Origin of the sequence: Methanococcoides sp. LMO-2, from assembly GCF_038432375.1 — an archaeon.
GTDB classification, from domain to species: domain Archaea; phylum Halobacteriota; class Methanosarcinia; order Methanosarcinales; family Methanosarcinaceae; genus Methanococcoides; species Methanococcoides cohabitans.
Map to the genome: position 1 here is coordinate 10922 of NZ_JBCAUS010000007.1, position 26172 is coordinate 37093.

Sequence of the window (26172 nt, forward strand, 5' to 3'; positions counted from 1 at the left end):
ATTAATTTTTTACAATCATATTTCCTGATAGTAGACACTCCTTCGTCCCTCTGGCTTAAAACGGCAATTTTTGCCTGATTAATGGAAAAATATATAAACAAATTTTCCGACTTGAAGGCATGAGAAAGTATGTCGTTAAGTGTCCGAAATGTGGAGAAGTGCAGGACCCATACGCATTACATTGTAAAAATGGTGATGCATTACTGCGTACAGAATATTCCAAAAAACAGATCGAACCGGCCGATCTGCCAGGGATATGGAGATATATCGACTGGCTACCGGTGAATGGTATCATAGAAGAAGGTACCGGAAGACCTGTGACATACAAGAGTGAAGGTTTTGCAAAAGAACTTGGGCTTAACGACCTGAACATCACTTTTAACGGATACTGGCCTGAAAAAGAGGCCTTCATAAAAACATGCAGCTTCAAGGACCTCGAGTCCTTCCCCACAATGCAGCGTTTGATAGAGAGGGATGAAGAACGTATTATGGTGGTCGCATCTGCCGGCAACACAGCCCGAGCCTTTGCTCATGTGGCATCCATAACAGGACAGAAGTTGCTGCTGATAGTACCAAAGAACAGCATTCACCGCCTGTGGACAACGAATGATGACACATCATCCATATGTACTGTCACTGTGGAAGGTGACTACTACCAGGCTATCGCAATGGCAGAAAAGATAGCAGCAAAAGAAGGATTTGTAAGTGAGGGTGGTGCCCGCAACGTTGCCAGAAGGGACGGCATGGCAACCGTGATGCTGGATGCTGTGCTCACTACAGGAAGCCTCCCACAACACTATTTCCAGGCAGTTGGCAGCGGAACAGGTGGCATCTCGGTCTGGGAAGCATCAATGAGACTCCTAGAGGACGGTCGCTTCGGCAACAACATGCCACGACTTCATCTTGCCCAGAACCTGCCATGTGCTCCGCTCTACTCATTATGGACCGGTATGGAACTTACCGGACGTTGCCCTGAAGAGATGCATGACGATGTGCTCTACAACAGGAAACCACCATACTCAGCCAGTGGCGGAGTAAAGGATGCACTTGATGACACTAACGGGATAATCTACGGTATCACTAACAAGGAAGCCGAAGATGCACAGAAGCTTTTTGAAGAGACCGAAAGCATTGATATATTGCCGGCACCGGGTGTTGCCTGTGCTGCACTGATCAAGGCTGTGGAGACCGGGGAGATCAATGACGATGACAGTATCGTGTTGAACATAACCGGTGGCGGACAAAAAAGACTTGAAGAAGATTTTGCTACAAAACAACTGGATGTCGGGCTTAGCGTATCCCCTGAAGACCCGGATTCTGAGAAAAAGATCCTGGGAAAGGTTTCCGAATTTTTTTACAAAGGAGGTTATTGAATGAGCAATTCTATCAAACTGACGATCATCGGAGGCATTAACAAGGATGGAACAAAGGAAGCTATCGACAGGGTGGAAGTGAACCCCGGAGATATCCTTGGCATAGTTGGTCCAACTGGCTCCGGAAAAAGTACGCTTATCGATGATATAGAACAGCTGGCACAGGGAGACACTCCCACCGGCCGCAGGATACTCATCAATGACGAAGAACCCGATACAAAGATGAGAGTTGACCCGCGCCTGAAGCTCATCGCACAGCTATCCCAGAACATGCATTTCCTTGCTGACATGACAGTTTCCGAGTTCCTGCAGATGCATGCCAGAAGCCGCGGAAAGGATCCTGAACTTATGTACAGGGTCATCGAACTTGCAAATACGCTTACAGGAGAACCCATCCGCGAGGATGAGCCGCTTACCGTTCTCAGTGGTGGCCAATCACGCTCCCTTATGACCGCCGACATCGCAGTGATCAGCGATTCACCCATCGTGCTTATCGATGAGATTGAGAATGCAGGAATTAAGAAGCAGGAAGCACTGGAACTTCTGGCCGGAGAGGGAAAGATCGTTGTGGTTGTCACACATGACCCTGTTCTTGCACTCATGGCATCCCGCAGGATAGTCATAAAGAACGGAGGAATGAACGATATAATCACAACAAGCACCGAAGAAAAGAATGTGGGAGATCGTGTCTCAGAGGTCGACAACTGGATGATGGACCTTCGTGAGATCATTCGCAGGGGAGAGGTCGTGGAAGGTGTCGTATGAAACTCGTAGTTGTTGCAGGAACCCCGGGATCCGGAAAAACATCCGTATTACTTCATACCATACGGGCCCTGAAAAGGCGAGGTAACAAGCCTGCAGTGGTCAAGGTGGACTGTCTCTGGACAGATGATGACAAAAGGTTCGCAAGACTTGAAGTCCCGATCAGGGTAGGTCTTGCCAGGGACATGTGCCCGGACCATTTTACCATTTACAATACTGAGCCCATGCTCCAGTGGGCGGAAGAAGAAGGTTCCAATGTACTGCTCAATGAGACCGCAGGACTGTGCCTGAGGTGTGCACCGTATCCAGACTCCTGCCTGGCCGTCTGTGTCATTGATGTGACAACCGGTCCGAACACCCCACTGAAGGTCGGCCCACTTCTTACGACAGCAGATATAGTTGTCATGACAAAGGGAGATATCGTCTCACAGGCAGAACGTGAGGTGTTCAGGGAAAGGGTACTGGAAGTTAACCCTGAATGCATGGTTGTGGAAGCTAACGGACTTAGCGGAAAAGGTGCCATCGAACTTGCAGAGCTTATCGAGGAAGGAGCTGAAGCAGATATTGAGGATATGACCCTCAGGTACAACCCGCCACTTGCCATTTGTACCCTCTGCAGTGGTGAAAAGCGCGTTGAACGCAAATTCCACATGGGAGTTCTCCGCCACCTCGACGGATTGATGGAATACAAGGGAGAATGAACAATGCAGGAGATACTTGAACTGCTTCCGGGATACAATTGTGGCAAATGCGGATACAAACAATGCCGCGATCTTGCAGATAACATGAGAAGAGCAGAGGACATAGGACTCTGCCCTTTTCTGGGAAAACAACAGTTCGCCGAGAACAGGAAGAAGCTGAAAGAGATCTTAAAGGACAGGTCTGACAGCACGAACATCATCGGTGTAATCGACGGGCTGGAAGCAGATTTCACCCTTGCACCCCTTGATGGCGAACCCACATGCAGGGAGGACATCCATCCAATTGACGGTACCGAGATGAAAAAAGGTGACCTTGTAAGGTACCGACCACTTGGCTGCCCCATTACGCATTTCGCAAAGGTCATCGAAGCCTCCCGTGGAATGAACACCATCCACATGGTGGGCCCTATCCAGCGCCTTGGAAATGAGGAGGTTGAGTTCATCGATGCAGGAATATGCCTTATCTTCGCCTTTGACGGAAAAGTAGAAACAGGACGTATCCCGAGAGTTGGTGAAACAGTGAAGTTCATTCCCACACATTGCATGATGCAGAAAGTGCATTCAGGCATTGTTGTCGGTGTTGAGGAAAGAAATGTCAGGATCGAAGCGATCGATCTGAAGGTATGGTGATCAAATGGACCCAAGCACATCTGTATTCAATGGTATGAGGATGGCAGGCATCGACCTTGTTGTAAGTGTACCCTGCGTCAACCTGAAAGACATACTTCCAATGATAGATAATGATCCGAACATAATCCATGTTCCGGTAACCCGCGAGGAAGAAGGCGTAGGAATATGTGCCGGAGCCTACATGGGAGGGAAGGTACCTGCAATGCTAATGCAGAACTCAGGACTTGGGAACTCCATCAACGCACTTGCCTCCCTTAATAAATTATTCCACATCCCGCTGGTTCTGATCATGAGCCACAGGGGCATTGAAGGTGAGACCATCTGTGCCCAGGTACCTATGGGCCAGCTTACACCGTCTTTGCTCGATTCCATGGATATACCGTATGTAGTACCAACCATAGACAACGTGGAAGATGCAATAATCCATGCATGGAACATCGCAGCTGATAAAGGCAGGCCTGTTGCCGTCCTTCTCGAGATCGGTTTCTGGGAGGCAGAATGAAACGCATAGATGCGATCTCAATGATAGCCAGAAAGGCAGAGGAGAAGAACTCACTCATTGTAGCCAACATTGGTTATCCTTCCAGGGAACTCCACGATCTGAAAGACAAGCCGGGAAACTTCTACATGCTTGGCTCCATGGGACTTTCATCATCCATTGGCCTCGGACTTTCCCTTGCTGTCCCTGAAAGACATGTCATTGCCATAGACGGTGATGGCTCAGTCCTCATGAACATGGGAAGCCTTGCCACCATTGCACACCAGAAACCTGAGAACTACCTGCTTGTTATCATTGACAACGGAACCTACGGTTCCACCGGAGACCAGCCTACAGCCACATCCCTTGGAACAGATCTTGGTGCTGTTGCAAAAGGAGCAGGAATCGACGAAGTTCACACAGTGGATAACGAAGATGATCTCGAAAAGATGCTAAAAGAAGTTGACAGGGGAGTGCTCGTTGTACGCGTGGATCCTGGAAATGCATCCGTACCCGTGATCTGCCTTTCCCCTGAAGAGATAATCGAGCGCTTCATGACTGAATGTGCTCGACCATCTGAGTAAGACGGAATGAGCCATCCAGAATCCTTTCTTTTAATTTTTCTGACAGCTCCAGTGCCCTCTTTTTGTCAGACTGGCGCAATACGATAGGAACGTTGGCCGAATAATCACCCAGCTCGAAATTGATGGAACCCATCTTACCTGTGAAAACATCCCCAACACACAGGGTCATACACAGGCCACAGTTGAAACATGCATACCTGTCAAGTTTTACATTGTCCTCTTCGAAACTGATAGCAGCCATCGGACAGTTCTCCTGAGGCTCACACAAAGCACAGTTGATGCATTCATCAGGAGCGAACGTTACCTCCAGGTCCACATCTTCCCACACATCACCATACGTGGAATATCCAACACAAGCCCTTTTGTCCACGGCCATGACTGACATTTTGATCTGCCTGTCACGTTCGGTTATCGCATCAACGACCGAAGGATCGGTAACAGCTATCGGTACAGCCCAGGAAACAATACATTCCGGACCGGCTGAAGTGAAGAAACCACCCATGTATTCAGGGTCCATGTCATGCATATCTGCAAAGGCCGTAAGGTTTGGTTTCTCTTTGGCACTGCGGGTACCGGAGCCCAATATGAAACCTTCCGAGCCGTTCATGAGAATGCGTGTCCCGATTCCAATGGACTGGAGCAGTGGATCGTTCTTCACAGGATTGATCTGCCCGCAGCCGGAGATAGTGGCCTCGGTAAGCCTTGGGCCGAAGTCCATTGCATGGAATATGGAAGAAATTGTGTCATCGGAAGTGTTCACAAAAGCGGAATAGTTCTTGAAAGCATGACGTGTACCATACATCATGGCATATGGCATATCGGCTAATGTAACCTGTGTTGTGAATGTTACATCACCATCTGTGACCACCTTTACATCCACAGGATTCCCTGCTACAAGGTCACGGAAGAGATGACCTGCACCATAGTGGTGGTCATCAAGGCTGTGATCCGTACCAAAGAGCATCAGGTCAAGGATACCCAGCCTTTCGTTGGGACACGGACCCGTGTGTGCAGGGACTCCGTTCATATAGACTTCCTTTGCCCGCAGGAAACTGCAGGGTGCATCCACAGGGAAAGAGAGGATAGCATAGGTACCGCTCATAATGGCACGTGTCGCTGCTGTCACAACATCCACCTTTTCGATATCTTCGCCACGGTCCGTAAGTTCACAGACCTCCTGTGCAGTGAGCACAACAGCTTCGCCTTTTCCGATGCGTTCATTTATACTTTCAATACTGCGTTCCATATGACCACTCCTATATCCTTATTCAATGCTCCCGCCTGCGAACAGCGGATCGACCTTTGAGATCATTTCCGGTGCACCCATCAATACCACCACATCATGCGAGGTGAGGAAAAGATCAGGGTCCGGATTTGAAATGATCTCCGAGTTCCTGCGGATGGCGAGTATGGTTACCCCATACTTCTTCCTGAGCTCAAGCTGGGCAAGTGTCTTCCCAACCACAAATGAGGAAGACCTTACCCTTACGTTCGTGATGTTCATATCCGGGATATCGACTTCCATGTCATAGATATTCATCGTACCAGACAGTGTCCTGAACATCTCATATCCGTCCGAACGTATCTCTGCAACAAATCTGTCGATCTCATCCTTTGGAATAAGATACCTCTTCATCAGTCTCACGAATATCTCAATAGAGGTCTCGAATTCCTCGGGAATGACCTCATTTGCACCAAGTGCATACAATGGTTCCATTTCCTGAAGATACTGTGTACGGGCAATGATGTGAACATTGGGATTCATTTTACGGGCAAGTGAAACCGACCTCCTTGTCCCTGCCGGATCGGATATGCAGACCACAAGTACCCTTGCATTCTTGATATCCGCATGTTCCAGTACTCCTTTCTGGGAAGAGTCACCGTAGTAGACCATTTCACCTTTTAACTGTTCCTTTCTGACGGTCTCTGGGTTGGTATCAAGGATAAGATATGGGATACCGGCAACTGTTGCCGCCTTTGCAACGGTGTGACCATTGAAACCAAAACCTGCAATAATAAGATGGTCTTCAAGATGGGTCTTTTTATCAAGAACAGACTCCATGGCCCCGGGATGAAAACCACATTTGAGCTTTGATGGAATGGGCAGGTTCACTACCCGGTCTGCTACCCTGGGTGAAAGGGACATGACCGATGAAGTTACTGCCATGGTAAGAATGGAAACCACAAGGAACAACTGATATACATCCTGTTCAAGTATCCCGAACTCCAGTCCAAACCTTGACAGGACGAATGAGAACTCTCCTACCTGTGCCAATGCAAGCCCTCCCAGGATCGCCGTACGCAGGGGGAAGCCAAGCAGATATGAGGCCAGGCCCGCGATCACTGATTTCAACAGCAGGACGCCTGCAGCCACCATTATGAACAGTAAGGGGTTGCCAAGGAAATGATCGATATCAAGCAGCATTCCTATGGAGATGAAGAAGAAGCTCATGAAAATATCACGGAAGGGGATAAGGTTGCTCATTGCCTGATGGCTGTACTCGGATTCCGAGATGATCAGACCTGCAAGGAAAGCACCAAGCGCCAGCGACAGTCCCATGCTGGAAGTAAGCCAGGCAACAGAAAGACAGACAACAATAATGCTCAGGAAGAAGAGCTCAGAGTCACGGGTCTTTGTGATCTGATAGAGAACGTTCGGAACGATCCACTTTGCACTTGCCATTACCAGAACGACCAGCCCTATGCCTTTTGCAATTATGGGAATAAGGGCCGGATCACCATTCCCACCTACACCTGCCAGGAATGGTGTGACCAGAATCATTGGAACCACAATGACATCCTGGTAAAGCAGGATCGCAAGGGAAAGACGACCATGCGGGGCATGCAGCTCCCCCCTTTTCTGCAGTAGTTTGAGAACGATAGCAGTACTGCTAAGAGAGAAAAGGAAACCGACAAAGATGGATTCCCCATAACCATACCCCATCCAGGAAGAAATGAAATAGACTACCACTGTGGTGAGCAGTACCTGTATCGAACCGCCTATGAGGACAGCCCTTTTCATACTCCAGAGATCCTTTAAGGACAGCTCGACACCGATCGTAAAAAGCAGCAACACTATGCCGATCTCGGCAAGTACTTCCACCTCTTCGACGGCATCTATGAGACCGGAGCCATGGGGCCCCAGCAGCATACCCGTGAAAAGAAATCCTACGATTATGGGTATGTGAAGGCGGTGACAGAGATAGAGGATGCCTATGGAAAAACCGAAAATAATGGTAAGATTGTTAATTACAAAAGATTCCATGAAGCCTCCCCCGAAATAGTATCAGAGATATTTTACTGATAGTTATCTCTGTTTCAGGTAGTATATAAGATAAATGAAAAGGCCACATCAGGAATATGGCCAGCTGAAATTGATAGTCTCAGATGTTTTCCACACCGAGAAGACTTGCAAGTTCAAGACCTTCGCTTCCAAACTCTGAAAGCTGGTCGAAAAGCTCAGCCTTTGTAACGTATTTTTCGGTACGAGTACCGTCATTTTGCTCGATCTTTATTGTGATCTCGCCGTCAGTATAACCTCTGTCAATGCATTCGTTGATGATATCTGTGAACTGCTCGGCAATTAGTTTCAGGCAATCGAATGTCTGGTTATTACGAATAGCATCCTCGCCATCGATCATGAGCTTGACAAGGGTCTTCCTCTTGACATGGGAGCGGATGTAATCCTTAAGCGCATCAAGCATTGCTACTACATGTTCTTCTTTCACAGAGCCCATGAGGGCAGGGTCAGCTGTGACCTCATTGCCATCATAATAGATCACAAGGGAATCGCCACCCATCTCGGCCTTTAACTTCTTGGTGGCTTTCTTGTTAACGAACATTGCACTGATATGATGATCATCAAAGTCCAGGTTAGAGAGAATAAGGTCGGAAACATCTTCCAGTTTCACCTTGTCTTCCTTGTATATGATACCTGACCTTTTCCAGGTAGGTAGATAAAGAGTGCCAAAGAAACCCCTTATTGTTGTTGAATTATCAGTAAAGGTCAGTTCGGACTCATATTCCATTCCAGAAACAATTGACGTTAGCTTACCCCTCAGGACATTCCTGTCCATGGAAGCAAAATACTTCTCCGTTGTGCCATAGACACCACCTTCAAAGAAGGGATCCAGTATGGAAAGGATCTGCCTTTCCACATCGTCCAGGCCTTTATCAATATCCTTGTTAATGCTTTCGATATCCGAAAGCATGGCACCGGAACTCTTGTTGAAAGAGGTCTCACATGCGTCAAGGATGGAATTCCTGTAATCAAGAAGTTCTTTTTCTTCAAATTCACCGGTAATGCGATCGATGAAATCCAGGAGCTTACTGTTGGCAGACTCCAGTTCTTCAGACCCATTTTCCAGAGATGTTCTCCTTCCTATCAGATCATCGTTCTTCTCAATGGAAGCATTCTCTATAGGAAGAACTTTGCTTGATGTGTAAACAAAATCCTGAAGGTCCTGTATAACATCCCTCTGGATAGATAAATCATTAGAATCTTGAAATGTATATTTCATGTGGCTCCCCAATTCGACCAATTCTTATTGAATTAATTCTTATGGTGCAAACATTAAATAGGTTACGTAGGCAACAGAGAATCTGCTGCCCCGGCCAGACAAAATAAGATCAGAGAAGTACTTCCCTTACAGGGTCAAGTATCTCATTGATGTACTTTGCTGCACCATTCTTCAGGTCCATCGGATGAAGGGTCTCATCTGAAAATACAGCCTCAAGGTCTTCATAGCTCTTGCACACAAGATCGCCGCCGAACTTTTCCGGCCTTTCGAATACGATCTCATCATAACGTGGCATTATGTGATACTTGAAGAGTGCCATCACCGGGTTGTCTTCAACAACGCCTGCAGGACAGAATGCTTTCTTAAGTTTCTTCTTTATGGATGCTGCATCATCGTCCACTGAAATGTAATTCTCGCTGGAGGATGACATCTTGGTACCGTCAAGTCCGATAAGTATCGGGGTGTGGATACAAAGCGGAGCCTTGAAGCCAAGTCCTGGTAATCCTTCCCTTGCAAGCATGTGGATCTTCCTCTGGTCAATACCACCAACTGCAACGTCAACGCCAAGAAGTGCGATATCAATGGCCTGCATGATCGGATAGACCATCTGGGAGACCTTAGGATCTTCCATCTTCCTTCCTACCTCATCCATGCTTCTCTTTGCCCTGTTAAGTGAAGTAGCCTGAGTAAGCTTGAGCACATTGAGCATGTAGTCAGGAGAGAGCTGGAAATCAGAACCATATACGAAATTGGTCTTTTCCGGATCAAGTCCCAGTGCAAGGAAACATTCCTTGTTGTAGTCCGCAGTCTTGCGAACCTCTTCCATTGTACCTTTCTGGTTCATGTAGGCATGGACATCCGCAAGAAGGACAGTGATCTCAAATCCTGCCTTCTGAAGGTCCATCAGCTTGTTCACAGTAAGAACATGACCCATGTGGATCTTCCCACTGGGTTCGTAGCCTGTATATGCTGAAGGGTTTTCCTTTGACTCCAGCAATTTTGTAAGCTCCTCTTCCGTGACAATCTCCTGTACATTTCTTTTTATAAGGTCCATCTTTTCCATGAATTCACCTTCGATATCATAGTAGAACTATAAACTGGCCACTATGAATGATGAGACCTTAAACTCAGGTCATGACCATATAGGTTACGGTACATCTGAGGCCAATACAGGCCACCGCACCATCAGTGACCCAGATATCTTTTCAAAAAATCGTCCCCTTCCTCAGAAGAGAACATTGGGATTTCCCAGTCCTGGACCACTTTGCTTCGTTTACCAAGGGTCCTTTCGTTCTTCACAGGATCAAAACCGGTCTTATGATACTCGGTCTTGTGTATCACAACTCCTCTTTTCTGCCAGGTAGGGACCTTATCAAGGTTTATGCCACGCTGGAACAGCATCTCATGTATGTCCGCGGCTTTCTTGCCCTTAAGAGCAGATGCAGCTTCCTTCTCACCCATGCCTTCGGAAAGAAGTGTGTAATAACCATAGGAACTAACACAATTGCGCCAGGATTCGTTCTGTCGCCAGATCAGGTATTCCGGGACCTGCTCCTTTTCGACAGGGATGATCCTTGAATCAAAGGAAACGGGTTCATCAAGACCCATCTTAATTGTAAAAGCACTGCTAAGGTAACTGGCGACCACCGAATCAAGCTTCTCGACCCTTCCATCAAATGGCAGGTCAAAGAAAAGAATGCTCGCCTCGTCAGAAAAAGTATATGCCAGCGCTGCACTCATTCCGCTTTTTTTGAAGAAAAGTTCAAGGGAATCCGCCATGGCAGATGCAAACTTTTCATCGTATGGCTTTTTGCAACCAAGCCGTGAAAGCGTATGTTTGAATGTCCTGCCATCAACTCGTATGATCACAGGAGCAAGGCAGCGCAGATCAGAATAGATCTCCCGCTGTTTCATGAGAAATTTCAGTCTTCCTTTTCTCCCTCTTGTACAGGTTTCTTGAACCTTTTAACGATGTCACGTATGAGGACAATGTCACCTGTGGTCACTACCCACCTGTATGGAAGAATGACACCTCTTGTTGTAACATCGAAGATGTCACGGTTGATGTCTGAAAGAGCGAGGCCGGATACGACCCTCTCATCCACATCAAAAACAAGATCGTTCACTTTTCCCACATACGTACCCTGATTCGTATACACATTTAACCCAAACAGTGATGTTATATCTGCGCGCATGATAGCCCCTTGTATGATCAATTGAAATTGTAAATATGATTTACATGTTGATAATATATATAAAATGCGTATCTTATGCCACAGATCCTTCTATAAAATATGTATTAACAACGAAATATCCAGCTCATCATAATTAAATAGAATCATAACTGAAAGGTTCGAAGGGGCAAAAGAACATGCTTACAAGCACCTACACACATATTCCCGGAATAGGAAAAACGATTGAAAAACGCATATGGGAGAGCGGACACTGCCAATGGGACGAGTACCTGGAGAACCAGGACCACATTTCAATACCTGCAACAAGGAAAGAAAAGATCGAGAAAGGCATCATCGAATCCAAAGACCACCTTGCAATGAGGGATTACGAGTACTTCGCCAGATGCCTCCCCGGTGCAGAACACTGGAGGGCCTTTGAGCATTTCTCGGACTCTGTCGCTTATGTGGATATTGAGACCACTGGCCTGTCAGCAAACAGTTCCTGCATTACCGTGGTCGGAATCTATGACGGAAAGGATGCAAAAACGTATGTCAAAGGCATTGACCTTGACGACATCGTGGAAGAGCTGCAGAAATACGAACTCCTGGTATCCTTCAACGGAGCACGCTTTGACCTGCCTTTCATCCAGCACGAGTTCCCGGAGATCGATTTCAACCAGCTCCATGTGGACCTCATGTACCCTCTGCGCCGCATTGGCCTTTCTGGTGGCTTAAAGGCCATCGAAAAGAAGCTGGGAATACAGAGAACTGATGATACAGTTGACATCACCGGTTTCGATGCGGTCAGGCTCTGGCATGAGTACGAGCGAGGAAGCGAGGAAGCACTGGACCTTCTCCTTGAATACAACCGGGAAGATATCGTCAACCTGGAAACCATTATCAATAAAACATACCAGCAGTTTATCGAAAGGACATTCGAGAAAGCCCTTGGAAAATGAGACAACGTCTTTTTCTTTTCCCTGCGGCATACAGAGGATGACAGAATATAATGAAGCCGGATATATCCAACATTCCTGACCTGCCGGGCGTCTACCTGATGAAGGACGACTCCGACAACATAATCTACATCGGAAAGGCAAAATCCCTGAAGAAAAGGGTCAGCCAGTACTTCCAGTCCGGGAAACACCATTCTTCGAAGACCAGGGCAATGGTCAGGAAGATCAGGGATATCGACTATATTGTCACCGAATCCGAAGTCGCCGCACTGATACTTGAAGCAAATCTTGTAAAGAAGAACAGGCCCCACTATAACATCGACCTGAAGGATGACAAACGATACCCTTACGTGAAGGTCACGGTCAACAAGAAATACCCTCGAATATTCATAACACGCAAGAGGCTCATGGACGGAGCACTCTATTTTGGACCCTACACCAATGTCAAGCCGGTTCGCCGTACACTTGACATGATATCACAGGTGTTCAGGATAAAAAGGTGCAACCGCAAGATAGACGGGAAGAGACACCGACCATGTCTTAACTTTCACATCGACCGCTGCTATGCACCCTGCAACGGTTCTATTTCTGAGGAAGAATACCGCAGTAACGTCATGGAAGCCGTGAAATTCCTGAAAGGGGACACCGCAGGAATTCTCAGATCGCTTACGGAAAAGATGCAGGAGCATGCAAAAGCACAGGAGTTCGAGGCCGCTGCTGCAGTTCGTGACCAGATCACAGCTCTCAAGAGCCTGTCCGAGCAGCAGACCGCCACAGCAGGGAACAATGACAGCGACCTCATAGCCACGGCAGCCGATGAGGAAACGATCTTTGTGCAGGTCTTCTACATCCGTGACGGAAACATGGTGGGTAAAGCTGACTTCTCACTTTCATGGGGAGACGCGGCCGGGGATATCTCCAGAATTGTGGCAGAGTTCATCAAGCAATACTACCAGGATGCACCGGTGCCGCCGGAGATCCTTGTACAGCACCAGATACCCGATGAGGAGCTTATCACAAAATGGCTGTCCGAAAGAGCATCCCGAAGCGTCCACATACAAGTGCCTGCAAGGGGGGATAAGAAAAAACTACTTGACATGGCTGCAAGGAATGCGGTCATGACAATGGAACAATCCCACATCAGGAAAAGTGATCAGGATGCGGCACTGCAGGCACTGGTACACCTTCGTGATGAACTCTCCCTGCCAACACTTCCTGTACACATTGAGGGTTTTGACATATCCAACATATCAGGGACCGACGCGGTGGGATCCCTTGTGGTCTTCAAAAACGGAATGCCTGCAAAGGACCAGTACCGGCACTTCAATATCAAGACGGTAAAGGGAATAGATGACTTTGCCATGATGGCAGAAGTTGTGGGGCGCCGGTACAGGAAGCAGAAAAATGAGAATAATAAAATGCCTGACCTTATCCTCATTGACGGAGGACCGGGACAGGTGGGTGCCGCAATGGGATCGCTCAGGGATCTGGGGCTTGACATACCACTGGTCGGCCTGGCAAAACGATTCGAGCATATCATCGTTCCGAAGGAAGAACAGGATGAAGTTGTAATACTACCACATACCTCGGATGCGCTGAAGATGCTCATGCAGGTAAGGGATGAGTCCCACCGCTTTGCAGTATCCTCGCATCGCAGAAGAAGGACTGCAAGGCTGTCCCATTCCGAGCTGGATTCGATACCTGGCATAGGTTCGTCCAGGAAGAAGGCCTTGTTGAACCACTTTGGATCCATCGATAAGATAAGGCGTTCTTCTGTGGAAGAGCTTGCTGACGTGGAAGGCATCACCAAAGGGCTTGCCGAGAAGATAATTGAGCATTTCAAGAGCAAGCAGAATTGAAAGTGAAAGTGAAAAGGGCCAATCTCAAAATACTAATACATCCTCAGGCATTATTCCCGGACAGATGAAAAAGATAAGAATTGCAGGTGCCGGACCATCAGGACTTACCGCAGCCATCAACCTTGCAAAGGCAGGGTATGAGGTGGACGTGTTCGAAAAGGCACCTGATGTGGGCAAGCACCTTAAAGGCGGCCTGCAGGGTCTGGAGAACTGGTCTGACAAAAAGGACATCGGTGATGAACTCCGGGAAATGAACCTGGAGACAAACTTTGACCTTGACCCATTCTATAATTTTACAGTTTCCAACGGCAGGAAGAACTGGGATTTTGAAGCTGACCCGGGGACACCTGCATTTTATCTTGTTAAACGGGGCTCGGTTCCCGGAAGCCTTGACTACGGACTAAAGGAGCAGGCCCTTCAGAGCGGAGTGAACATACGATTTCAGGAGAAAGCCCCTCTGGAAGAAATGGATATAATCGCCACAGGGCCTGTAAAAAATGAGGTGTTCATTGCTGCAAAGGGTATTGCCTTTGATACATCCATGGACGACATGGCCATTGCTTTTGTTGACGACCGGGCTGCATACCTTGGGTACTCCTATCTTCTGGTCACGAATGGCTCGGGCTGCATGTGCACCGTCCTTTTTGACAGGTTCAGCAATGTGGGAGATTGTCTTGAGAACACAAAGAGGATATTCTCAGAGATGGTCGATCTGGACATCCAGAACCCACGCCCTGACGGTGGGATCGGATCATTCTCACTGGATTGCCACTTCGAGAGCAACGGCCAGTTGTATGTTGGTGAAGCTGCAGGACTGCAGGACATGGTGTGGGGATTCGGGATGCGCAGCGCAATGAGGTCAGGCTACCTTGCTGCCAGAAGTATAATCCATGGAGAGGACTATGAAAAAGATGCCACCGAATGTTTCCGGAACAAGCTGAAGGCCAGCCTTGTCAACCGCTACATATGGGAACGCTTTGGGGCAAGGAACTATTCCATGATATTCAATGGCCTGAAAGGTACACGGAACCCTCCGAAACACATGCATTCGTTCCACAACTTCAACCTTTTGCAAAGGGTGGCATATCCTTTTGCCATCAGGAAAATGAGAGACAGGTATCCGGAACTCAGGCTTTGAAGACAGAGGAAGCTTTATTGACAAATTGCCTTATTGCCGGGAATCTTAATGTTAAAGCAGGATATTATATACAGAACATGGGAAGGTGACGGACATTACTTCTATAGACCAACAGATCGAGGATACTAAAAGGGAACTTGAGGAAATGCTTGCGTATCCTGATGAGAAGCTGATCGACATCATCAGGGAAGTGGGCTTCGAATGTGACCTATGCGGCAGATGCTGTACCAGTGAGTTCAACGACCATGTGTTCCTCCTCGATAAGGATACCGAGGTCATGAAAAGCATTGACCCGAGCCTCATCGAACCTGCACCTTACTATGAGTTCTGTGACCAGAACGGCCGTTTCTACGTTTCAGGGTATGCACTGAGAACAAAGGAGGATGGCAGCTGCATCATGCTTGAGGACAAAAGATGTACCATCTATGACAGGAGGCTCACCATCTGCCGGCTCTACCCATACATGCTCCACAGGGAAACGGACGATGAGGGTAATCTGGACTGGAGGCAGATATCCGGGCTTAACGAGCACGGGTGCTACCACGCTGAGATATCGGAAGATGAAGCAAAGATCATTGCAGAGGACACAAAAGCATACGAGGAAGCATACCTTGATCAGCAGATAAGGTTCCTCCGAAAAATAAAGGAACACTTCCAGAAGAACAAGCTCCGTCATGTCAAATCAATATATGACAGGAAGATGCGTGCTTTCAACAAGGGCGAAGAGGTCGAAGTTTACGTATTTTACAAAAACGAGTTCGAACTCAATCGAATATCAAAAAATGACTGAATATCCTTGATCAATTACTTATTGACTTACTTGTCCCAGTTGCCGCTGAGCTTGCCATCCCTTGCCATCCTGCCCAGCACCTTGTGGACCGAAGCACTGATAGGTGCCGGTACGATGTTCTCATACGGAGTGGACGGTAGAGGGGTAAGGTAATGAGCTCTCACTTTGCCGCCTTTTCTGCATATCCACTTTATCTGCTCAAGCGTTCTCTGCTGGTCCTCTTCCGTTTCATCCGGGAAACCGAATATGAAATCCACCACCGGTGTTATCTCATGCTCAAAACAGCGATCAACTGCAACTGTGACATCCTCTGAGGTGTGACCACGCAGCATTTCCTTCAGTATCCTGTCGCTACCTGACTGGGCACCCAGGCTGAGAGATCTGTTGGCACAGTAGTTATCGACCAGGTCCAGCCCTTCGTGGGTCACGAATTCCGGACGGACCTCTGAGGGGAAGGTGCCGAAATATATCTTTTTATCTTCCATTGAATGCAGTCTTGACAGGAGTTTCTCCACCTTGTCAAATTCAGGGTGCACACCATTACCACCATAAGCAAAGGCATTCGAGGAAGTAAAACGCAGGTCACTGTAGTATTTTGCGAACCTTTCAATGGAATCGATACTCCTGTGCCTCATTCGGTTGCCGAACAACCTGGGCGTCTGGCAGTACTTGCACCTCCACGGACATCCCCTGCTGATCTCGATGGGAGAACGGATGCCTTCCGGGTCAAAGCAGGGATATTTATCGAGGTCCACAGGTTCACGTTTTTCGGTGTAGACCACATTCCCATTCTTCCGATATGCGATACCTTTCACATCAGAAGGTCTGTTGCCTCCCTGAAGTGTTTCCACAAGCTCAGGGAGTGTTTCTTCCCCTTCACCAATTACAACATAATCAAAGTGCTCGAGGGTATCCTCCACAGAACCGGAAGGGTGGGGACCTCCAGCAATATAGATGGAATCTGTTGTGGAGCTATCAACCTCTGAGAAAACGCTCTCTTTCTGCCTGGTGGCAAAACTGTATATCATGATGCCATCTTGAGGGTTTTTCACAATGCTGTTCTCGGGTACAAGGGGAAGAAGAGCTGCAAGGCTGTAAGTGTTCTTCTGCATCCACCTGAAACAAACATCCATGAATTTAACCTCAGTTTACGACCAGAGTCAGCGGCACCAGTGTGAAACACATTATCCCCAGCACAAAAGTGAGAATCCCGAGTGCCATCCTCCTGTTGTCAAGCATTATTTCATCATTTAAGGGTTTTGGATGCCCTGCCAGGGCAAACAGCAAAAGGAAAAATGACCAGAAAAGCCAGATGCCTCCGTTCTGTTCCATGACGTAGATCACATACATCGCAATACTGCCCAGTACTAACGGCATGATGAGGGACACTTTCCTGGCATTCTCACCCAGCATGGCACGCATCATGTGGCCACCATCAAGTTGTCCGGAAGGCAGAAGGTTCAGCACGGTAACCAGCATGCCCACCCATCCGGCAAATGCCACCGGATGCATCATTTCCGGGGTGCTGCCGGTGATCCAAGAGATTGCATCGAAGAGAAGCGGGGTCTGAATATCTATCATGATCGTTCCGGGATCACCGCTAAACTCTACCGGAGGCAGCGAGAGGCCTATGAAGGTCACGATCACAGATGCAACAATACCCACTATCGGACCTGCAACTGCCACATCGAACAGTGCCCTACGATTAGGGATAATACCCCTGTGCTTTATCACGGCACCCATGGTACCGATAAAACTAGGGAAAGGAATGAAATACGGAAGCGATGTTCGAAGGCCATGTTTCTTGGCGGCCAGATAGTGCCCCATCTCATGAGATCCCAGTACGAACATGATCGCAAGAGTGAAGGGCAGACCTTTCCAGAAATCACCGGGGTTGCTGAATATATCCACCCCGAACATCATCGCACCGGCGAACATGGTCGTGAAGACAGTAGCTATTGCCAGTATTACATTGATCCAGATACGTTCAGGGACCTGCTTTATCGGGGAAGCGATCAGCACGTCCTCGCCAAGTTCGGACCTTATTTCAAGACGGTAGCCTTTTGCCGCAAACAATCCCCAGAGTGCATTGTGGATCGATCTCCTGTCCACTAAAGGGACACCGTAAAAATGAATATCACCATCTGAATATCCCACCTCATAGGCTTTGAAAAGGGGATGGACATTTTGATAGAGTTCCATGATGGAAGCTTCTATTTGTGCCTCATCCAGATGGCCGGGATCTGCCTGGTCTTTGTCCATTATGTCACACTTATGATTTACTCAGGGATCTCGATGCATCCGTTGCTGCTGTCGACCTTTACATGATCGCCATCTGAAAGGACCTCATACGGGTCCTCTTCCAGCCTATCCACCAGAGGGATACCTGATATGATGGCACCGACTGCGACTATGGGTTCGGAATCGATATTAATCATGGCTGCAGGTGCAACATTGTTCTTTTTCAGCTGGTAGATCACATAGGAACCCACAGTTGAGCCTTTCCCGTGAGGGAACACCAGGACCATGTCCTTGATGCACTTCCCGTAGATGGCATGTGAAGGATCGACAACTACCCCTGTCTTCGGGTCAACGTTACCTAAAAATGAGAGAGCATCAGATGAAAGCAGTACTTCGCCTTCTGCAACACCCCTTGCAATAGTACGGCATTTGATCTTAATTGCCACCACCTACCTTGTTGATGCATTCTTCAAGACTGCCGATCTTTGCAGCAACCTTGCACATTCCCGGAACATAAGCAAGCGCTTTCCCTGAGTTTACCATCATGCAGTTATGACCTTCCGTAGCAGGAGATACAACCATACATGTATCACAGAGCACCTTTGCCCCGCTCTGCTCTATTTGCTTCACAAGTTCGGCATTCTTCTCAGCAACTTCCCTTGAAGTACATACCCACAATTCCTTTTCAATTGACTTGCTTTCCAGAAGCCGGGCGATGTTCTCCAGTTCATCTACTGAACAATGAGGACAGCCTACTGCAGCGATATCGCATTCCAGATCATCGTTCCCACCAATGATCTCTTCGTAGACCTCATCGATCTGACTGCGTTCAATTACAATATTTTCGGCAGGGTTCTCAAAGCCGACCTTTTGTGCTTCAGGGGTTATGTCCTCAATATGATACAATGCTACTGCCCCGGATGCTGCCATTGCCGCACCCAGTGCTTTAAGGTTGTCAGATGAAGGGGTTGAGGCCATGTAGAAGATAGGGACCCTGTTGCCCACATCCTTTCCTGCAAGATAGCCCAGTGCACCGTAATCTGACCCTGAAAGCTCACATTCCACGGTCACGGAAACCGTAGGAACACGGTTCTCGTCAAGATGGTAACCATAGTTCGCGGTCTTGCCCACAAGTGCTGCTGAAAGTGCAGACGGACCGCCTTCACGGTTTGTGCGCGCTCCTATCACTGAATTCGCATAGGAGACAGCAGAGGACTCGCTCCAGGCCAGATGGTCGCCGTAAGTGGCTGAAAAGCCTTCAAGATAATATGGTGTGCAGGTACACATGGAACGGATACCAAGGCTTTCGTATGCCTTGATAACTTCCACCTGCTTCTCAGCAAAATCCGGCTCAATGCCCATATCCTTCCAGCGCTGCATGTCCATGCCCGCAGGGTTGAGGATGGAAGGCACTTTCACCTTGCCATTAAGATCAGATATCCATTCAAGTCCTGCATCCCCTATGGTCTTATAGGAAACGCCTGCGATCTGCGCGCTCTTGACCGGGATCAGGCTGTCAGCACCATAGATATCACCAAGTGCGACAAGGATCTCCATTGCCTTCTGCAGGGTTTCCCCATCCTCGCCATCCAGGGTGCGTTCTTCTTCTTTTGTAAGATACATGTTATTTTCCGATTAGCTTACTTAGCTTACTTAGACTAAGATTTATTCAGGCATCTTTGCGCGTTCAAAGTTCTCTTTCTCTGCAAGAACTTTTGTTGCATCGATACCTACCTTGGTAGTGGTTCCGTCAGGTGCGCCTCTAGGATCAAGTGAACTGCCGCGCACGTTCGGGATTATCATCATATCAGAGTCGCCTTTCACACGGGTGGCAATGGCGAACTCCACGTCCTGCATGTCAAATATGTCAATGTCCTCGTCCACGATAACAACGTGCTTGAGACTTGTGTGTGCTGCAAATGCAGCCATGATAGCGTTCTTGGCATCACCTTCGGTCTGCTTCTCGATCTGGACAACAGCGTGCAGGTAACAGCAACCGCCTTCAGTTAGCACCACGTTCTTTACTGTGGTTACTTCTGAAACGGCATTGTAGATCTTTGGCTCATAGGGCACTCCCATCATAAGGAGATGTTCCGGACCAGCCGGGAGAATTCCGTGATAGATAGGATCACGCCTGTGCATGATCTTTGTGATGCGGATCACCGGCTCCTTGCGCACAAGATCGTATGTTCCTGTGATGTCCACGAAAGGACCTTCGTCCACTCTTTCCACAGGGTCTATGTAACCTTCCAGAATGATCTCTGCGTGTGGTACCTTGACGCCGTTCTCACATTCGAAAAGCTCCACAGGTGCACCGCGAAGGGCTGCTGCGTACTCGAATTCCTTTCCTGCAGGCACGCGGGTGGTGGAAGCAAAGGTGATCGCAGGGTCTGCACCAAGTACGATAGCCACAGGCAGTGATTCGTTGTTCTCGGATGCCTTCTTGTGCAGGACAAAGGTGTGGCGCGGCGGGACCAGCCTTGCTGCCAGTTTATCCTTTCCGGCAACCATGAGCCTGTGGATGGATGCGTTCATCATTCCGTCATACTCGGATACCACGACACCGGCGGTGATGTAAGGTCCGCCGTCCTTCTCGAAGTGTGTCATAAGTGGAAGTTTTGTAAGATCGACATCCTCAGTAACGACCTCCTGTGTGGGAGATGAGTCGACTATCTTCACTTCTCCATCCGGACGAACTTCAGAAAGCCTCTGGATGATGCCATCCTTTGGCACACCGAACATGTCAGCAAGCTCGTCCCTGGAACCAAGGAGGTTCATGATGGCCTTTTGTCCGTCAATATCATGGAAAAATACCGGGCCATTGCTCCTTTTTGCAATTCGTGGTGCTTCGAAGACCTTCGAAACCGGATCAGTGACCTCAACAAGCCTGTCGCTTGCCCTTAAATGATCGATAAAATCTCTGAAACTCATTGTATCGATATAGTAAAAAATCTCTCTCGATAAATACATTGTCGTCTTTTTTCATACAACCCTGTATAGGTCTAAAAAAAGAGATCTGTCTTCAGGAAAAGGAATCGCTCCCATCGATGATGAAAATGGGTTGGAAATCAGAACTAAAGGAAGTCTGATGGGAGCATTTGGAAGACAACACATAGAACTACACATAGAACTACACATAGAACTACACATAGAACTACACATAGAACTACACATAGAACTACACATAGAACTACACATAGAAATGCATCATAGTATAAATAGTAATGTTTTTAGATAATTTGTATTACTTATCTTGATAACATTGTATGAAACGTCGCCAAAACCTACGATAGCGATAACAATGGGAAGAGTAGATGCAACTTGCAGAAAATAAAGACACACTTACTATCAGAAGGAGGTGCTCCCATCATTGAGGAATCGGTTGGAAATCAGTTTGAAAGGAAGTAAGATGGGAGCGTTGTAACACAAACCTTAGAAAGCCTCATCGCATAAATACTGATTGGTTTAGATAACATAAATTACTTAAATTGATAACTAACCAACAAATAAAGGTCCTTGACCCATCAACCCAGGTCAAGTGACTCATTTATCCTGTGCAATGCATCCGCGACGATCATCTGGACATCGGTCATGTGCTCGTCGGACACCTCACCATTCTCGGTCTCGATAAGCTTTTCGAGGTCCCCCACGATACCATGGATCATCTGGATCATCTCTTCCTTACTGATAAGTCCTGCATAATATGCATAGAAGAAGGTCGTCCCGCTTCGCTGGACCTTATGTTTGAACGCAGCATGTGCATTGGAAACCTCCTGCCTGGTGTAAGGTTCATCCACAAATGGCACCAGTTCCGGCAGGTTCTGTCCGATCCAGGTCATTTCCGAGCGGTTCGAAAGGTTCTTGAAATCCGCACATAGGCGGGCAATGATCCATTCACGTGCAGTAAGGTGAGTGGTCTTTTTCAGAAAGCGCGTCACATCCGAATAACTCTTGTTCTCCATCTTTTTGAACTTCTCATACTTGTTCATCATATCCCCTCAAAGACCTTACTTCATAGTGTATTGCAACCAGATAAATACTTTCCTGCGATGATATTGCTTTAGCACAACAAGAAAAACAAACTGTTTTTTGTTAAGGCCATATTTACCTGAAGAATCCCATTAATGTATCTTTTTCTCACATGCAACTTCATGCACTTACATTCGGTTGTCCTGAAAGATATCTTCAGACGAAAGAACAAGCTTGCAATAGCCGTATTGGGAGTGATAGTTGCAGCATCTGCTATTGTAGCAGTGGTCACAACATTTTCCACTGCAACTGAGAGTCTCTATGAAGAGTCAACCAATTTTGGAGCTAACATTATAGTAAGACCCCAGACCGACTCGATACCCCTGATAGCCGGATCAACATCCCTGGGATCGATATCCACAGGCGAGAACTACATTGAACAAACCGAAATCTCCAGAATATATGATATTGAGAACAATGCCAATCTTGCCGTAGTGGCCCCACGGCTTTATGGAGTTGCAGAGACCGGGAATGATAATATCATTGTGATGGGGGTCGACATCGAGCAGGAGAAGATACTCAAATCATGGTGGAACGTTGAAGGAGAATGGATTTCCAACCCCGAAGGGATGGAAGTCCTGCTGGGAAAGGATATCGCAACCCCTCTTGGACTTGAGGTCGGTTCTACATTTCCACTTGAGAAAAATGATATTTTCATGGAACTTAAAGTGAAAGGTATCATCGAGAGCACCGGCGGGGAAGAAGACGGATACATCATAATGCCACTTCTGACATCACAAAAGCTTCTTGACAGGGAAGGAAAGGTCAGCAGTATTGAGATCCGCGCCCTTTGTAATGACTGCCCGGTCTCGGAAATGAGTAGGCAGATCGAAGGAATACTACCCGGTATTGAGGCAAGGGCGATGAGCCAGATCGTGCAAAGCGAGATGGCCATGATAGACCATACCCGGAATTCTGCCATGGCAGTCTCACTTATAACACTGCTTGTAAGCACACTTACCGTAGCCTCCACAATGCTTGCATCCGTTAACGAGAAGATAAAGGAGATAGGGATCATGCGCGCAATTGGGGCCAGTGACCGACAGGTCATAACAATGCTGTTCATAGAAGGAGCACTGATCGGCATGATAGGCGGAAGCATTGGATTCTTTGCAGGAAGCCTGGCATCTTATTCAATTTCCCCTCTATTGGGCTTTGCTGAACCGTCACTGATGTGGGAACTCCTGCCACTGGCAGCCGGTATTTCTATTATGGTAGGACTTGTCGCATCGGTACTTCCTGCAAGACGTGCACTAAAGATAGACCCTGCGGAGGTGCTTAGAAGTGTCTGACATAAGTATTCAGGCCAGAGGACTTAAAAAGAGCTACAAGATAGGGGCCGATGATTTCGAAGTTCTACATGGTATTGACATGGAAATCAGGAGTGGAGAATTCGTTTCCATAATGGGCCAGTCCGGCTCGGGAAAAACAACCCTGATGAACCTTATCGGCATGCTTGACAAGCCGAGCAGCGGGAGCATAGTGATAAACGGAATTGATGTTACCGGGAGGTCCCAGAAAGAGCTGGTGGAACACAGAAGAAGGACGGTTGGTTTCGTTTTTCAGCAGTTCCACCTGATCCCTTCCCTAACGGCATACGAGAACGTTGCATTGCCCCTTGTATTTGCAGGAGAGAAAGAACACCGAAAGATAGTCGAAGCTCTGGAGAGAGTGGACCTTTCACACAGACATGACCACAAGCCATCCGAGCTTAGCGGTGGAGAGCAGCAAAGGGTAGCAATAGCCAGAGCATTGGTGATGAGACCTGACGTTCTCCTTGCCGATGAACCTACAGGAGCTCTGGATAAAGAAACAGGAGAGATGATAATCTCACTTCTGAAGTCTCTGAAAGATGAAATGACAGTGGTAATGGTAACACACAATCATGATCTTGCTGCAATGTCAGACAGGATCATCAGTTTACAGGACGGAAAAATAAAGGAATGAGATAATGAGATCTAAATTAGCAGCCTACATAGTAATAGTTGCAGTGGTGTTCGCTGCCGGTTGTGTCGATGATGGTGCACAGGCAACAGCCCAGACGAAACCGGTTTCTGCCACATGGATAGAGCCACAATTGATTGATGATACGGTCGTGATCCCTGTTCAGACCATCGAGGAGAGCATGAACACACACTTCAAAATGGAAACATCTGCAGGAGAAATAGCAGTAATGGCTTACATGCTCGGGGACGAGATCGTGGTACGATCCAATGTCTGTCCCCCCTGTGGATCAATCGGATTTAGTCTTCAGGATGAACTTCTTATCTGTGATGCCTGCCGAACAACCTTTGATACAGGAACCGGACAGGGAATACAGGGAGCATGCGTCGATTATCCGAAAGAGAACATACCTTATGAAGAAACAGAAGGCAACGTCATGATAAAGATCGATGACATCGTGATAGCCCACATGAATACAGTACAAAGAGGATGAATGGTCCATCCTCTTCACATATTTTTAATATCTGCGAAATTGTGGTCAACAATGAATGTTCGCATATACGATCCGGGAAATAAGGGAACAAAATCCAATATCTTAAATATGTTTAGTGATTACCCGAACTTGTATGAAACTATTACTACCAACCGATGGTTCCACTTATTCAGAGAACGCTGCAATGGTTGCAGGCAGGATCGCAAAGAAACACAACGCAGAGATAGTAATAGTCCATGTAGTGGAAGACAAGGGCCTTGGAAGGAAATCATGGAGAGAAAGCGGTGCGGAACAGGTCACCAGCTCCATCAAGGAGAAACTGGTCTCAATGGGATGTGAAGAATCAAAACTTCATGCCGAGATCGTGGACGGGAATGCACCGGAAAAGATAGTAAAGACCGCCAGGATGCATAACGTTGACAGAATAATCATCGGCACCAGCGGACATACCGGCATAAAGAAGATCATGGGATCGGTCACACAGAAAGTGCTTCAGATCTCTGATACGCTTGTTCTTGTAGTACCCCCTGATTACAAAATAGAGGCCTGATCTCAGAAGACAGACATCATTTTACACCATCCGGATAAGCAAACTGACATATCCGCAAAGTTAAGGCATTACATATTCGCCTATCACTTTTTTCCCGGCAAGGACATCATCCATGGAAAACACTTCCAGGTTGTATATCCCCTTGTAACCTTTAAGCCCTTTAAGGACAGAATAATCGATGTTACCGCTTCCAGGCGCCATGTGTTCGTCGCCGTCATAATTGGAGGTCCAGTAACCATAATTGTCATGCAGGTGAACATGTACCACATGATCTGAGATGGTCTTTACAAAAGCAGCCAGCTTTTCAGGATCGCCTTCACACGTAAGATTTGCATGGCCTACATCAAAAGTGACCCCGAGATTCGGGGAATCTACCGCATCGACCACCATTAACAGCTCTTCAGCTTCACAGCAAAGGTTGCCGGGGTCGGTCGCTTCCTTGTTCTCAAGACCGAGCATAACGTTGTTCTCGGATGCAAATGCAGCAAGCTGCTCAAGGTTGGAGACCATCCTTTTCAGGGAGGCTTGCCTGTCATCCCCGACTCTCCCCGGATGCATTACAACCGCTTTTGTACCAAGTCTTCCTGCAAGTTCTATACACTCCTCCATAAGGGAAAAGTGCATTTCGTCCATTGAAGCGGTGTCCACAACCAATTCTTTGGGATATGTGGGGACGTCCGCAAAATAGTGCGCGTGCATGGATGTTTGCAGGTCATATGTTGAAAGCTCATCCAGAATCATCTCAAGCCTGTCCTTCTGAAGTTTCGAACCTTCATAGACACCAAGTTTTGGCATATAAAGTTCAACTGACTGTACATGATCATCCAGTTCCTTTAGCTCACCTGCAAAGGAAGACGCACCTATCATCATATTCATTAGAACGAAAACAGACTTAAATAACTATTTTGGTCCGACACGAACAAACCAAAATCCTTATCTAAACTCAACTG

27 protein-coding genes are annotated in these 26172 nt (G+C 47.5%); 14 read left to right on the forward strand and 13 right to left on the reverse strand.

Annotated elements, in window-relative coordinates; translation table 11 throughout:
- Positions 1–119: 119 nt before the first annotated feature.
- From WOA13_RS09990 to comE, 6 genes are read left to right on the forward strand one after another with little or no spacing between them, the layout of a single operon-like run.
- On the forward strand, positions 120–1373 hold the full coding sequence (locus WOA13_RS09990; RefSeq protein WP_342127765.1) for a cysteate synthase: 1254 nt from the start codon (positions 120–122) through the stop codon (positions 1371–1373).
- Positions 1374–2138, forward strand: a complete 765-nt coding sequence (locus WOA13_RS09995) for an ATP-binding cassette domain-containing protein (protein ID WP_342127766.1) — start codon at positions 1374–1376, stop codon at positions 2136–2138.
- Entirely contained in the window at positions 2135–2836 is a 702-nt protein-coding gene (locus WOA13_RS10000; RefSeq protein WP_342127767.1) for a GTP-binding protein, read from the forward strand. The genes WOA13_RS09995 and WOA13_RS10000 overlap by 4 nt, the downstream gene beginning before the upstream one ends.
- Positions 2837–2839: 3 nt before the next feature.
- Positions 2840–3466, forward strand: coding sequence for a (Fe-S)-binding protein (locus WOA13_RS10005; RefSeq protein WP_048206034.1), 627 nt, complete (start codon positions 2840–2842; stop codon positions 3464–3466).
- Between the two features lie 4 nt (positions 3467–3470).
- On the forward strand, positions 3471–3968 hold the full coding sequence (gene comD, locus WOA13_RS10010) for a sulfopyruvate decarboxylase subunit alpha (protein ID WP_342127768.1): 498 nt from the start codon (positions 3471–3473) through the stop codon (positions 3966–3968).
- Positions 3965–4528, forward strand: coding sequence for a sulfopyruvate decarboxylase subunit beta (gene comE, locus WOA13_RS10015; protein ID WP_342127769.1), 564 nt, complete (start codon positions 3965–3967; stop codon positions 4526–4528). Before comD ends, comE begins: the two co-directional genes overlap by 4 nt.
- Here comE and WOA13_RS10020 read toward each other — a convergent pair.
- The 6 genes from WOA13_RS10020 to WOA13_RS10045 all read right to left on the reverse strand — a co-directional run bounded on the left by WOA13_RS10020 (position 4497) and on the right by WOA13_RS10045 (position 11243).
- Positions 4497–5774, reverse strand: coding sequence for a methanogenesis marker 16 metalloprotein (locus WOA13_RS10020; RefSeq protein ID WP_342127770.1), 1278 nt, complete (start codon positions 5772–5774; stop codon positions 4497–4499). The two genes, comE and WOA13_RS10020, sit on opposite strands and share 32 nt — an antisense overlap.
- 18 nt (positions 5775–5792) lie before the next feature.
- A complete protein-coding gene (locus tag WOA13_RS10025; protein WP_342127771.1) occupies positions 5793–7793 on the reverse strand; it encodes a monovalent cation:proton antiporter family protein in 2001 nt (666 codons plus the stop codon).
- 118 nt (positions 7794–7911) lie between these two features.
- Entirely contained in the window at positions 7912–9048 is a 1137-nt protein-coding gene (locus WOA13_RS10030) for a hypothetical protein (RefSeq protein WP_342127772.1), read from the reverse strand.
- 109 nt (positions 9049–9157) lie between these two features.
- On the reverse strand, positions 9158–10111 hold the full coding sequence (locus WOA13_RS10035; RefSeq protein ID WP_342127773.1) for a tyrosine--tRNA ligase: 954 nt from the start codon (positions 10109–10111) through the stop codon (positions 9158–9160).
- A 122-nt stretch (positions 10112–10233) separates the two neighbouring features.
- Complete coding sequence (locus WOA13_RS10040; protein WP_342127774.1) at positions 10234–10962, reverse strand: tRNA(His) guanylyltransferase Thg1 family protein; 729 nt, start codon at positions 10960–10962, stop codon at positions 10234–10236.
- An 8-nt stretch (positions 10963–10970) separates the two neighbouring features.
- Positions 10971–11243: a PRC-barrel domain-containing protein gene (locus WOA13_RS10045; protein ID WP_342127775.1), complete on the reverse strand. Its 273-nt coding sequence runs from the start codon at positions 11241–11243 to the stop codon at positions 10971–10973.
- A gap of 176 nt (positions 11244–11419) precedes the next feature.
- Here WOA13_RS10045 and WOA13_RS10050 point away from each other — a divergent pair, with 176 nt between their 5' ends.
- From WOA13_RS10050 to WOA13_RS10065, 4 genes are all read left to right on the forward strand, one after another.
- Entirely contained in the window at positions 11420–12181 is a 762-nt protein-coding gene (locus tag WOA13_RS10050) for a ribonuclease H-like domain-containing protein (protein ID WP_342127776.1), read from the forward strand.
- 50 nt (positions 12182–12231) lie between these two features.
- The gene (gene uvrC, locus WOA13_RS10055; protein ID WP_342127777.1) at positions 12232–14037 is read left to right on the forward strand and encodes an excinuclease ABC subunit UvrC; all 1806 of its coding nucleotides are present in this window, start codon (positions 12232–12234) and stop codon (positions 14035–14037) included.
- Positions 14038–14101: 64 nt separating this feature from the next.
- The gene (locus WOA13_RS10060) at positions 14102–15175 is read left to right on the forward strand and encodes an NAD(P)/FAD-dependent oxidoreductase (RefSeq protein ID WP_342127778.1); all 1074 of its coding nucleotides are present in this window, start codon (positions 14102–14104) and stop codon (positions 15173–15175) included.
- Between the two features lie 85 nt (positions 15176–15260).
- Positions 15261–15965 carry a YkgJ family cysteine cluster protein gene (locus WOA13_RS10065; protein WP_342127779.1) on the forward strand — a complete coding sequence of 235 codons (705 nt, stop codon included), beginning with the start codon at positions 15261–15263 and terminating at the stop codon, positions 15963–15965.
- 26 nt (positions 15966–15991) lie between these two features.
- Here the strand turns inward: WOA13_RS10065 and WOA13_RS10070 are convergent, their stop codons facing one another.
- The 6 genes from WOA13_RS10070 to WOA13_RS10095 form a co-directional block, all read right to left on the reverse strand.
- On the reverse strand, positions 15992–17098 hold the full coding sequence (locus WOA13_RS10070; RefSeq protein WP_342127780.1) for a TIGR04013 family B12-binding domain/radical SAM domain-containing protein: 1107 nt from the start codon (positions 17096–17098) through the stop codon (positions 15992–15994).
- Positions 17099–17108: 10 nt separating this feature from the next.
- The gene (locus tag WOA13_RS10075; RefSeq protein ID WP_342127781.1) at positions 17109–18227 is read right to left on the reverse strand and encodes a site-2 protease family protein; all 1119 of its coding nucleotides are present in this window, start codon (positions 18225–18227) and stop codon (positions 17109–17111) included.
- A 17-nt stretch (positions 18228–18244) separates the two neighbouring features.
- Positions 18245–18655: a phosphomevalonate dehydratase small subunit gene (locus tag WOA13_RS10080; RefSeq protein ID WP_342127782.1), complete on the reverse strand. Its 411-nt coding sequence runs from the start codon at positions 18653–18655 to the stop codon at positions 18245–18247.
- Positions 18642–19829 (reverse strand): phosphomevalonate dehydratase large subunit, encoded by a 1188-nt coding sequence (locus tag WOA13_RS10085; protein WP_342127783.1) that lies wholly within the window; start codon positions 19827–19829, stop codon positions 18642–18644. The genes WOA13_RS10080 and WOA13_RS10085 overlap by 14 nt, the downstream gene beginning before the upstream one ends.
- A 42-nt stretch (positions 19830–19871) precedes the next feature.
- A complete protein-coding gene (locus tag WOA13_RS10090) occupies positions 19872–21137 on the reverse strand; it encodes an anhydromevalonate phosphate decarboxylase (RefSeq protein ID WP_342127784.1) in 1266 nt (421 codons plus the stop codon).
- 593 nt (positions 21138–21730) lie between these two features.
- Positions 21731–22198, reverse strand: a complete 468-nt coding sequence (locus WOA13_RS10095) for a DUF5806 family protein (protein WP_342127785.1) — start codon at positions 22196–22198, stop codon at positions 21731–21733.
- 159 nt (positions 22199–22357) lie between these two features.
- Between WOA13_RS10095 and WOA13_RS10100 the strand changes: the two genes are divergently transcribed.
- The 4 genes from WOA13_RS10100 to WOA13_RS10115 all read left to right on the forward strand — a co-directional run bounded on the left by WOA13_RS10100 (position 22358) and on the right by WOA13_RS10115 (position 25222).
- Positions 22358–23527, forward strand: a complete 1170-nt coding sequence (locus WOA13_RS10100; RefSeq protein WP_342127786.1) for an ABC transporter permease — start codon at positions 22358–22360, stop codon at positions 23525–23527.
- Complete coding sequence (locus WOA13_RS10105) at positions 23520–24182, forward strand: ABC transporter ATP-binding protein (protein ID WP_342127787.1); 663 nt, start codon at positions 23520–23522, stop codon at positions 24180–24182. Before WOA13_RS10100 ends, WOA13_RS10105 begins: the two co-directional genes overlap by 8 nt.
- Before the next feature lie 4 nt (positions 24183–24186).
- Positions 24187–24672, forward strand: coding sequence for a Fe-S-containing protein (locus tag WOA13_RS10110; RefSeq protein ID WP_342127788.1), 486 nt, complete (start codon positions 24187–24189; stop codon positions 24670–24672).
- A 133-nt stretch (positions 24673–24805) separates the two neighbouring features.
- Positions 24806–25222, forward strand: coding sequence for a universal stress protein (locus tag WOA13_RS10115; protein ID WP_048206055.1), 417 nt, complete (start codon positions 24806–24808; stop codon positions 25220–25222).
- A gap of 60 nt (positions 25223–25282) precedes the next feature.
- On the opposite strand, the gene WOA13_RS10120 is transcribed toward WOA13_RS10115, so the two are convergent.
- Complete coding sequence (locus WOA13_RS10120; RefSeq protein ID WP_342127789.1) at positions 25283–26092, reverse strand: sugar phosphate isomerase/epimerase family protein; 810 nt, start codon at positions 26090–26092, stop codon at positions 25283–25285.
- Positions 26093–26172 lie beyond the last annotated feature (80 nt).

What these genes read in the sequence shown, in the direction of transcription:
- WOA13_RS09990 (WP_342127765.1), top strand. Translation starts at nt 120, where the DNA reads ATGAGAAAGTATGTCGTTAAGTGTCCGAAATGTGGAGAAGTGCAGGAC.
- WOA13_RS09995 (WP_342127766.1), top strand. Translation starts at nt 1,374, where the DNA reads ATGAGCAATTCTATCAAACTGACGATCATCGGAGGCATTAACAAGGAT.
- WOA13_RS10000 (WP_342127767.1), top strand. Translation starts at nt 2,135, where the DNA reads ATGAAACTCGTAGTTGTTGCAGGAACCCCGGGATCCGGAAAAACATCC.
- WOA13_RS10005 (WP_048206034.1), top strand. Translation starts at nt 2,840, where the DNA reads ATGCAGGAGATACTTGAACTGCTTCCGGGATACAATTGTGGCAAATGC.
- comD (WP_342127768.1), top strand. Translation starts at nt 3,471, where the DNA reads ATGGACCCAAGCACATCTGTATTCAATGGTATGAGGATGGCAGGCATC.
- comE (WP_342127769.1), top strand. Translation starts at nt 3,965, where the DNA reads ATGAAACGCATAGATGCGATCTCAATGATAGCCAGAAAGGCAGAGGAG.
- WOA13_RS10020 (WP_342127770.1), bottom strand. Translation starts at nt 5,774, where the DNA reads ATGGAACGCAGTATTGAAAGTATAAATGAACGCATCGGAAAAGGCGAA.
- WOA13_RS10025 (WP_342127771.1), bottom strand. Translation starts at nt 7,793, where the DNA reads ATGGAATCTTTTGTAATTAACAATCTTACCATTATTTTCGGTTTTTCC.
- WOA13_RS10030 (WP_342127772.1), bottom strand. Translation starts at nt 9,048, where the DNA reads ATGAAATATACATTTCAAGATTCTAATGATTTATCTATCCAGAGGGAT.
- WOA13_RS10035 (WP_342127773.1), bottom strand. Translation starts at nt 10,111, where the DNA reads ATGGAAAAGATGGACCTTATAAAAAGAAATGTACAGGAGATTGTCACG.
- WOA13_RS10040 (WP_342127774.1), bottom strand. Translation starts at nt 10,962, where the DNA reads ATGAAACAGCGGGAGATCTATTCTGATCTGCGCTGCCTTGCTCCTGTG.
- WOA13_RS10045 (WP_342127775.1), bottom strand. Translation starts at nt 11,243, where the DNA reads ATGCGCGCAGATATAACATCACTGTTTGGGTTAAATGTGTATACGAAT.
- WOA13_RS10050 (WP_342127776.1), top strand. Translation starts at nt 11,420, where the DNA reads ATGCTTACAAGCACCTACACACATATTCCCGGAATAGGAAAAACGATT.
- uvrC (WP_342127777.1), top strand. Translation starts at nt 12,232, where the DNA reads ATGAAGCCGGATATATCCAACATTCCTGACCTGCCGGGCGTCTACCTG.
- WOA13_RS10060 (WP_342127778.1), top strand. Translation starts at nt 14,102, where the DNA reads ATGAAAAAGATAAGAATTGCAGGTGCCGGACCATCAGGACTTACCGCA.
- WOA13_RS10070 (WP_342127780.1), bottom strand. Translation starts at nt 17,098, where the DNA reads ATGGATGTTTGTTTCAGGTGGATGCAGAAGAACACTTACAGCCTTGCA.
- WOA13_RS10075 (WP_342127781.1), bottom strand. Translation starts at nt 18,227, where the DNA reads ATGGACAAAGACCAGGCAGATCCCGGCCATCTGGATGAGGCACAAATA.
- WOA13_RS10085 (WP_342127783.1), bottom strand. Translation starts at nt 19,829, where the DNA reads ATGTATCTTACAAAAGAAGAAGAACGCACCCTGGATGGCGAGGATGGG.
- WOA13_RS10090 (WP_342127784.1), bottom strand. Translation starts at nt 21,137, where the DNA reads ATGAGTTTCAGAGATTTTATCGATCATTTAAGGGCAAGCGACAGGCTT.
- WOA13_RS10095 (WP_342127785.1), bottom strand. Translation starts at nt 22,198, where the DNA reads ATGATGAACAAGTATGAGAAGTTCAAAAAGATGGAGAACAAGAGTTAT.
- WOA13_RS10100 (WP_342127786.1), top strand. Translation starts at nt 22,358, where the DNA reads ATGCACTTACATTCGGTTGTCCTGAAAGATATCTTCAGACGAAAGAAC.
- WOA13_RS10110 (WP_342127788.1), top strand. Translation starts at nt 24,187, where the DNA reads ATGAGATCTAAATTAGCAGCCTACATAGTAATAGTTGCAGTGGTGTTC.
- WOA13_RS10115 (WP_048206055.1), top strand. Translation starts at nt 24,806, where the DNA reads ATGAAACTATTACTACCAACCGATGGTTCCACTTATTCAGAGAACGCT.
- WOA13_RS10120 (WP_342127789.1), bottom strand. Translation starts at nt 26,092, where the DNA reads ATGATGATAGGTGCGTCTTCCTTTGCAGGTGAGCTAAAGGAACTGGAT.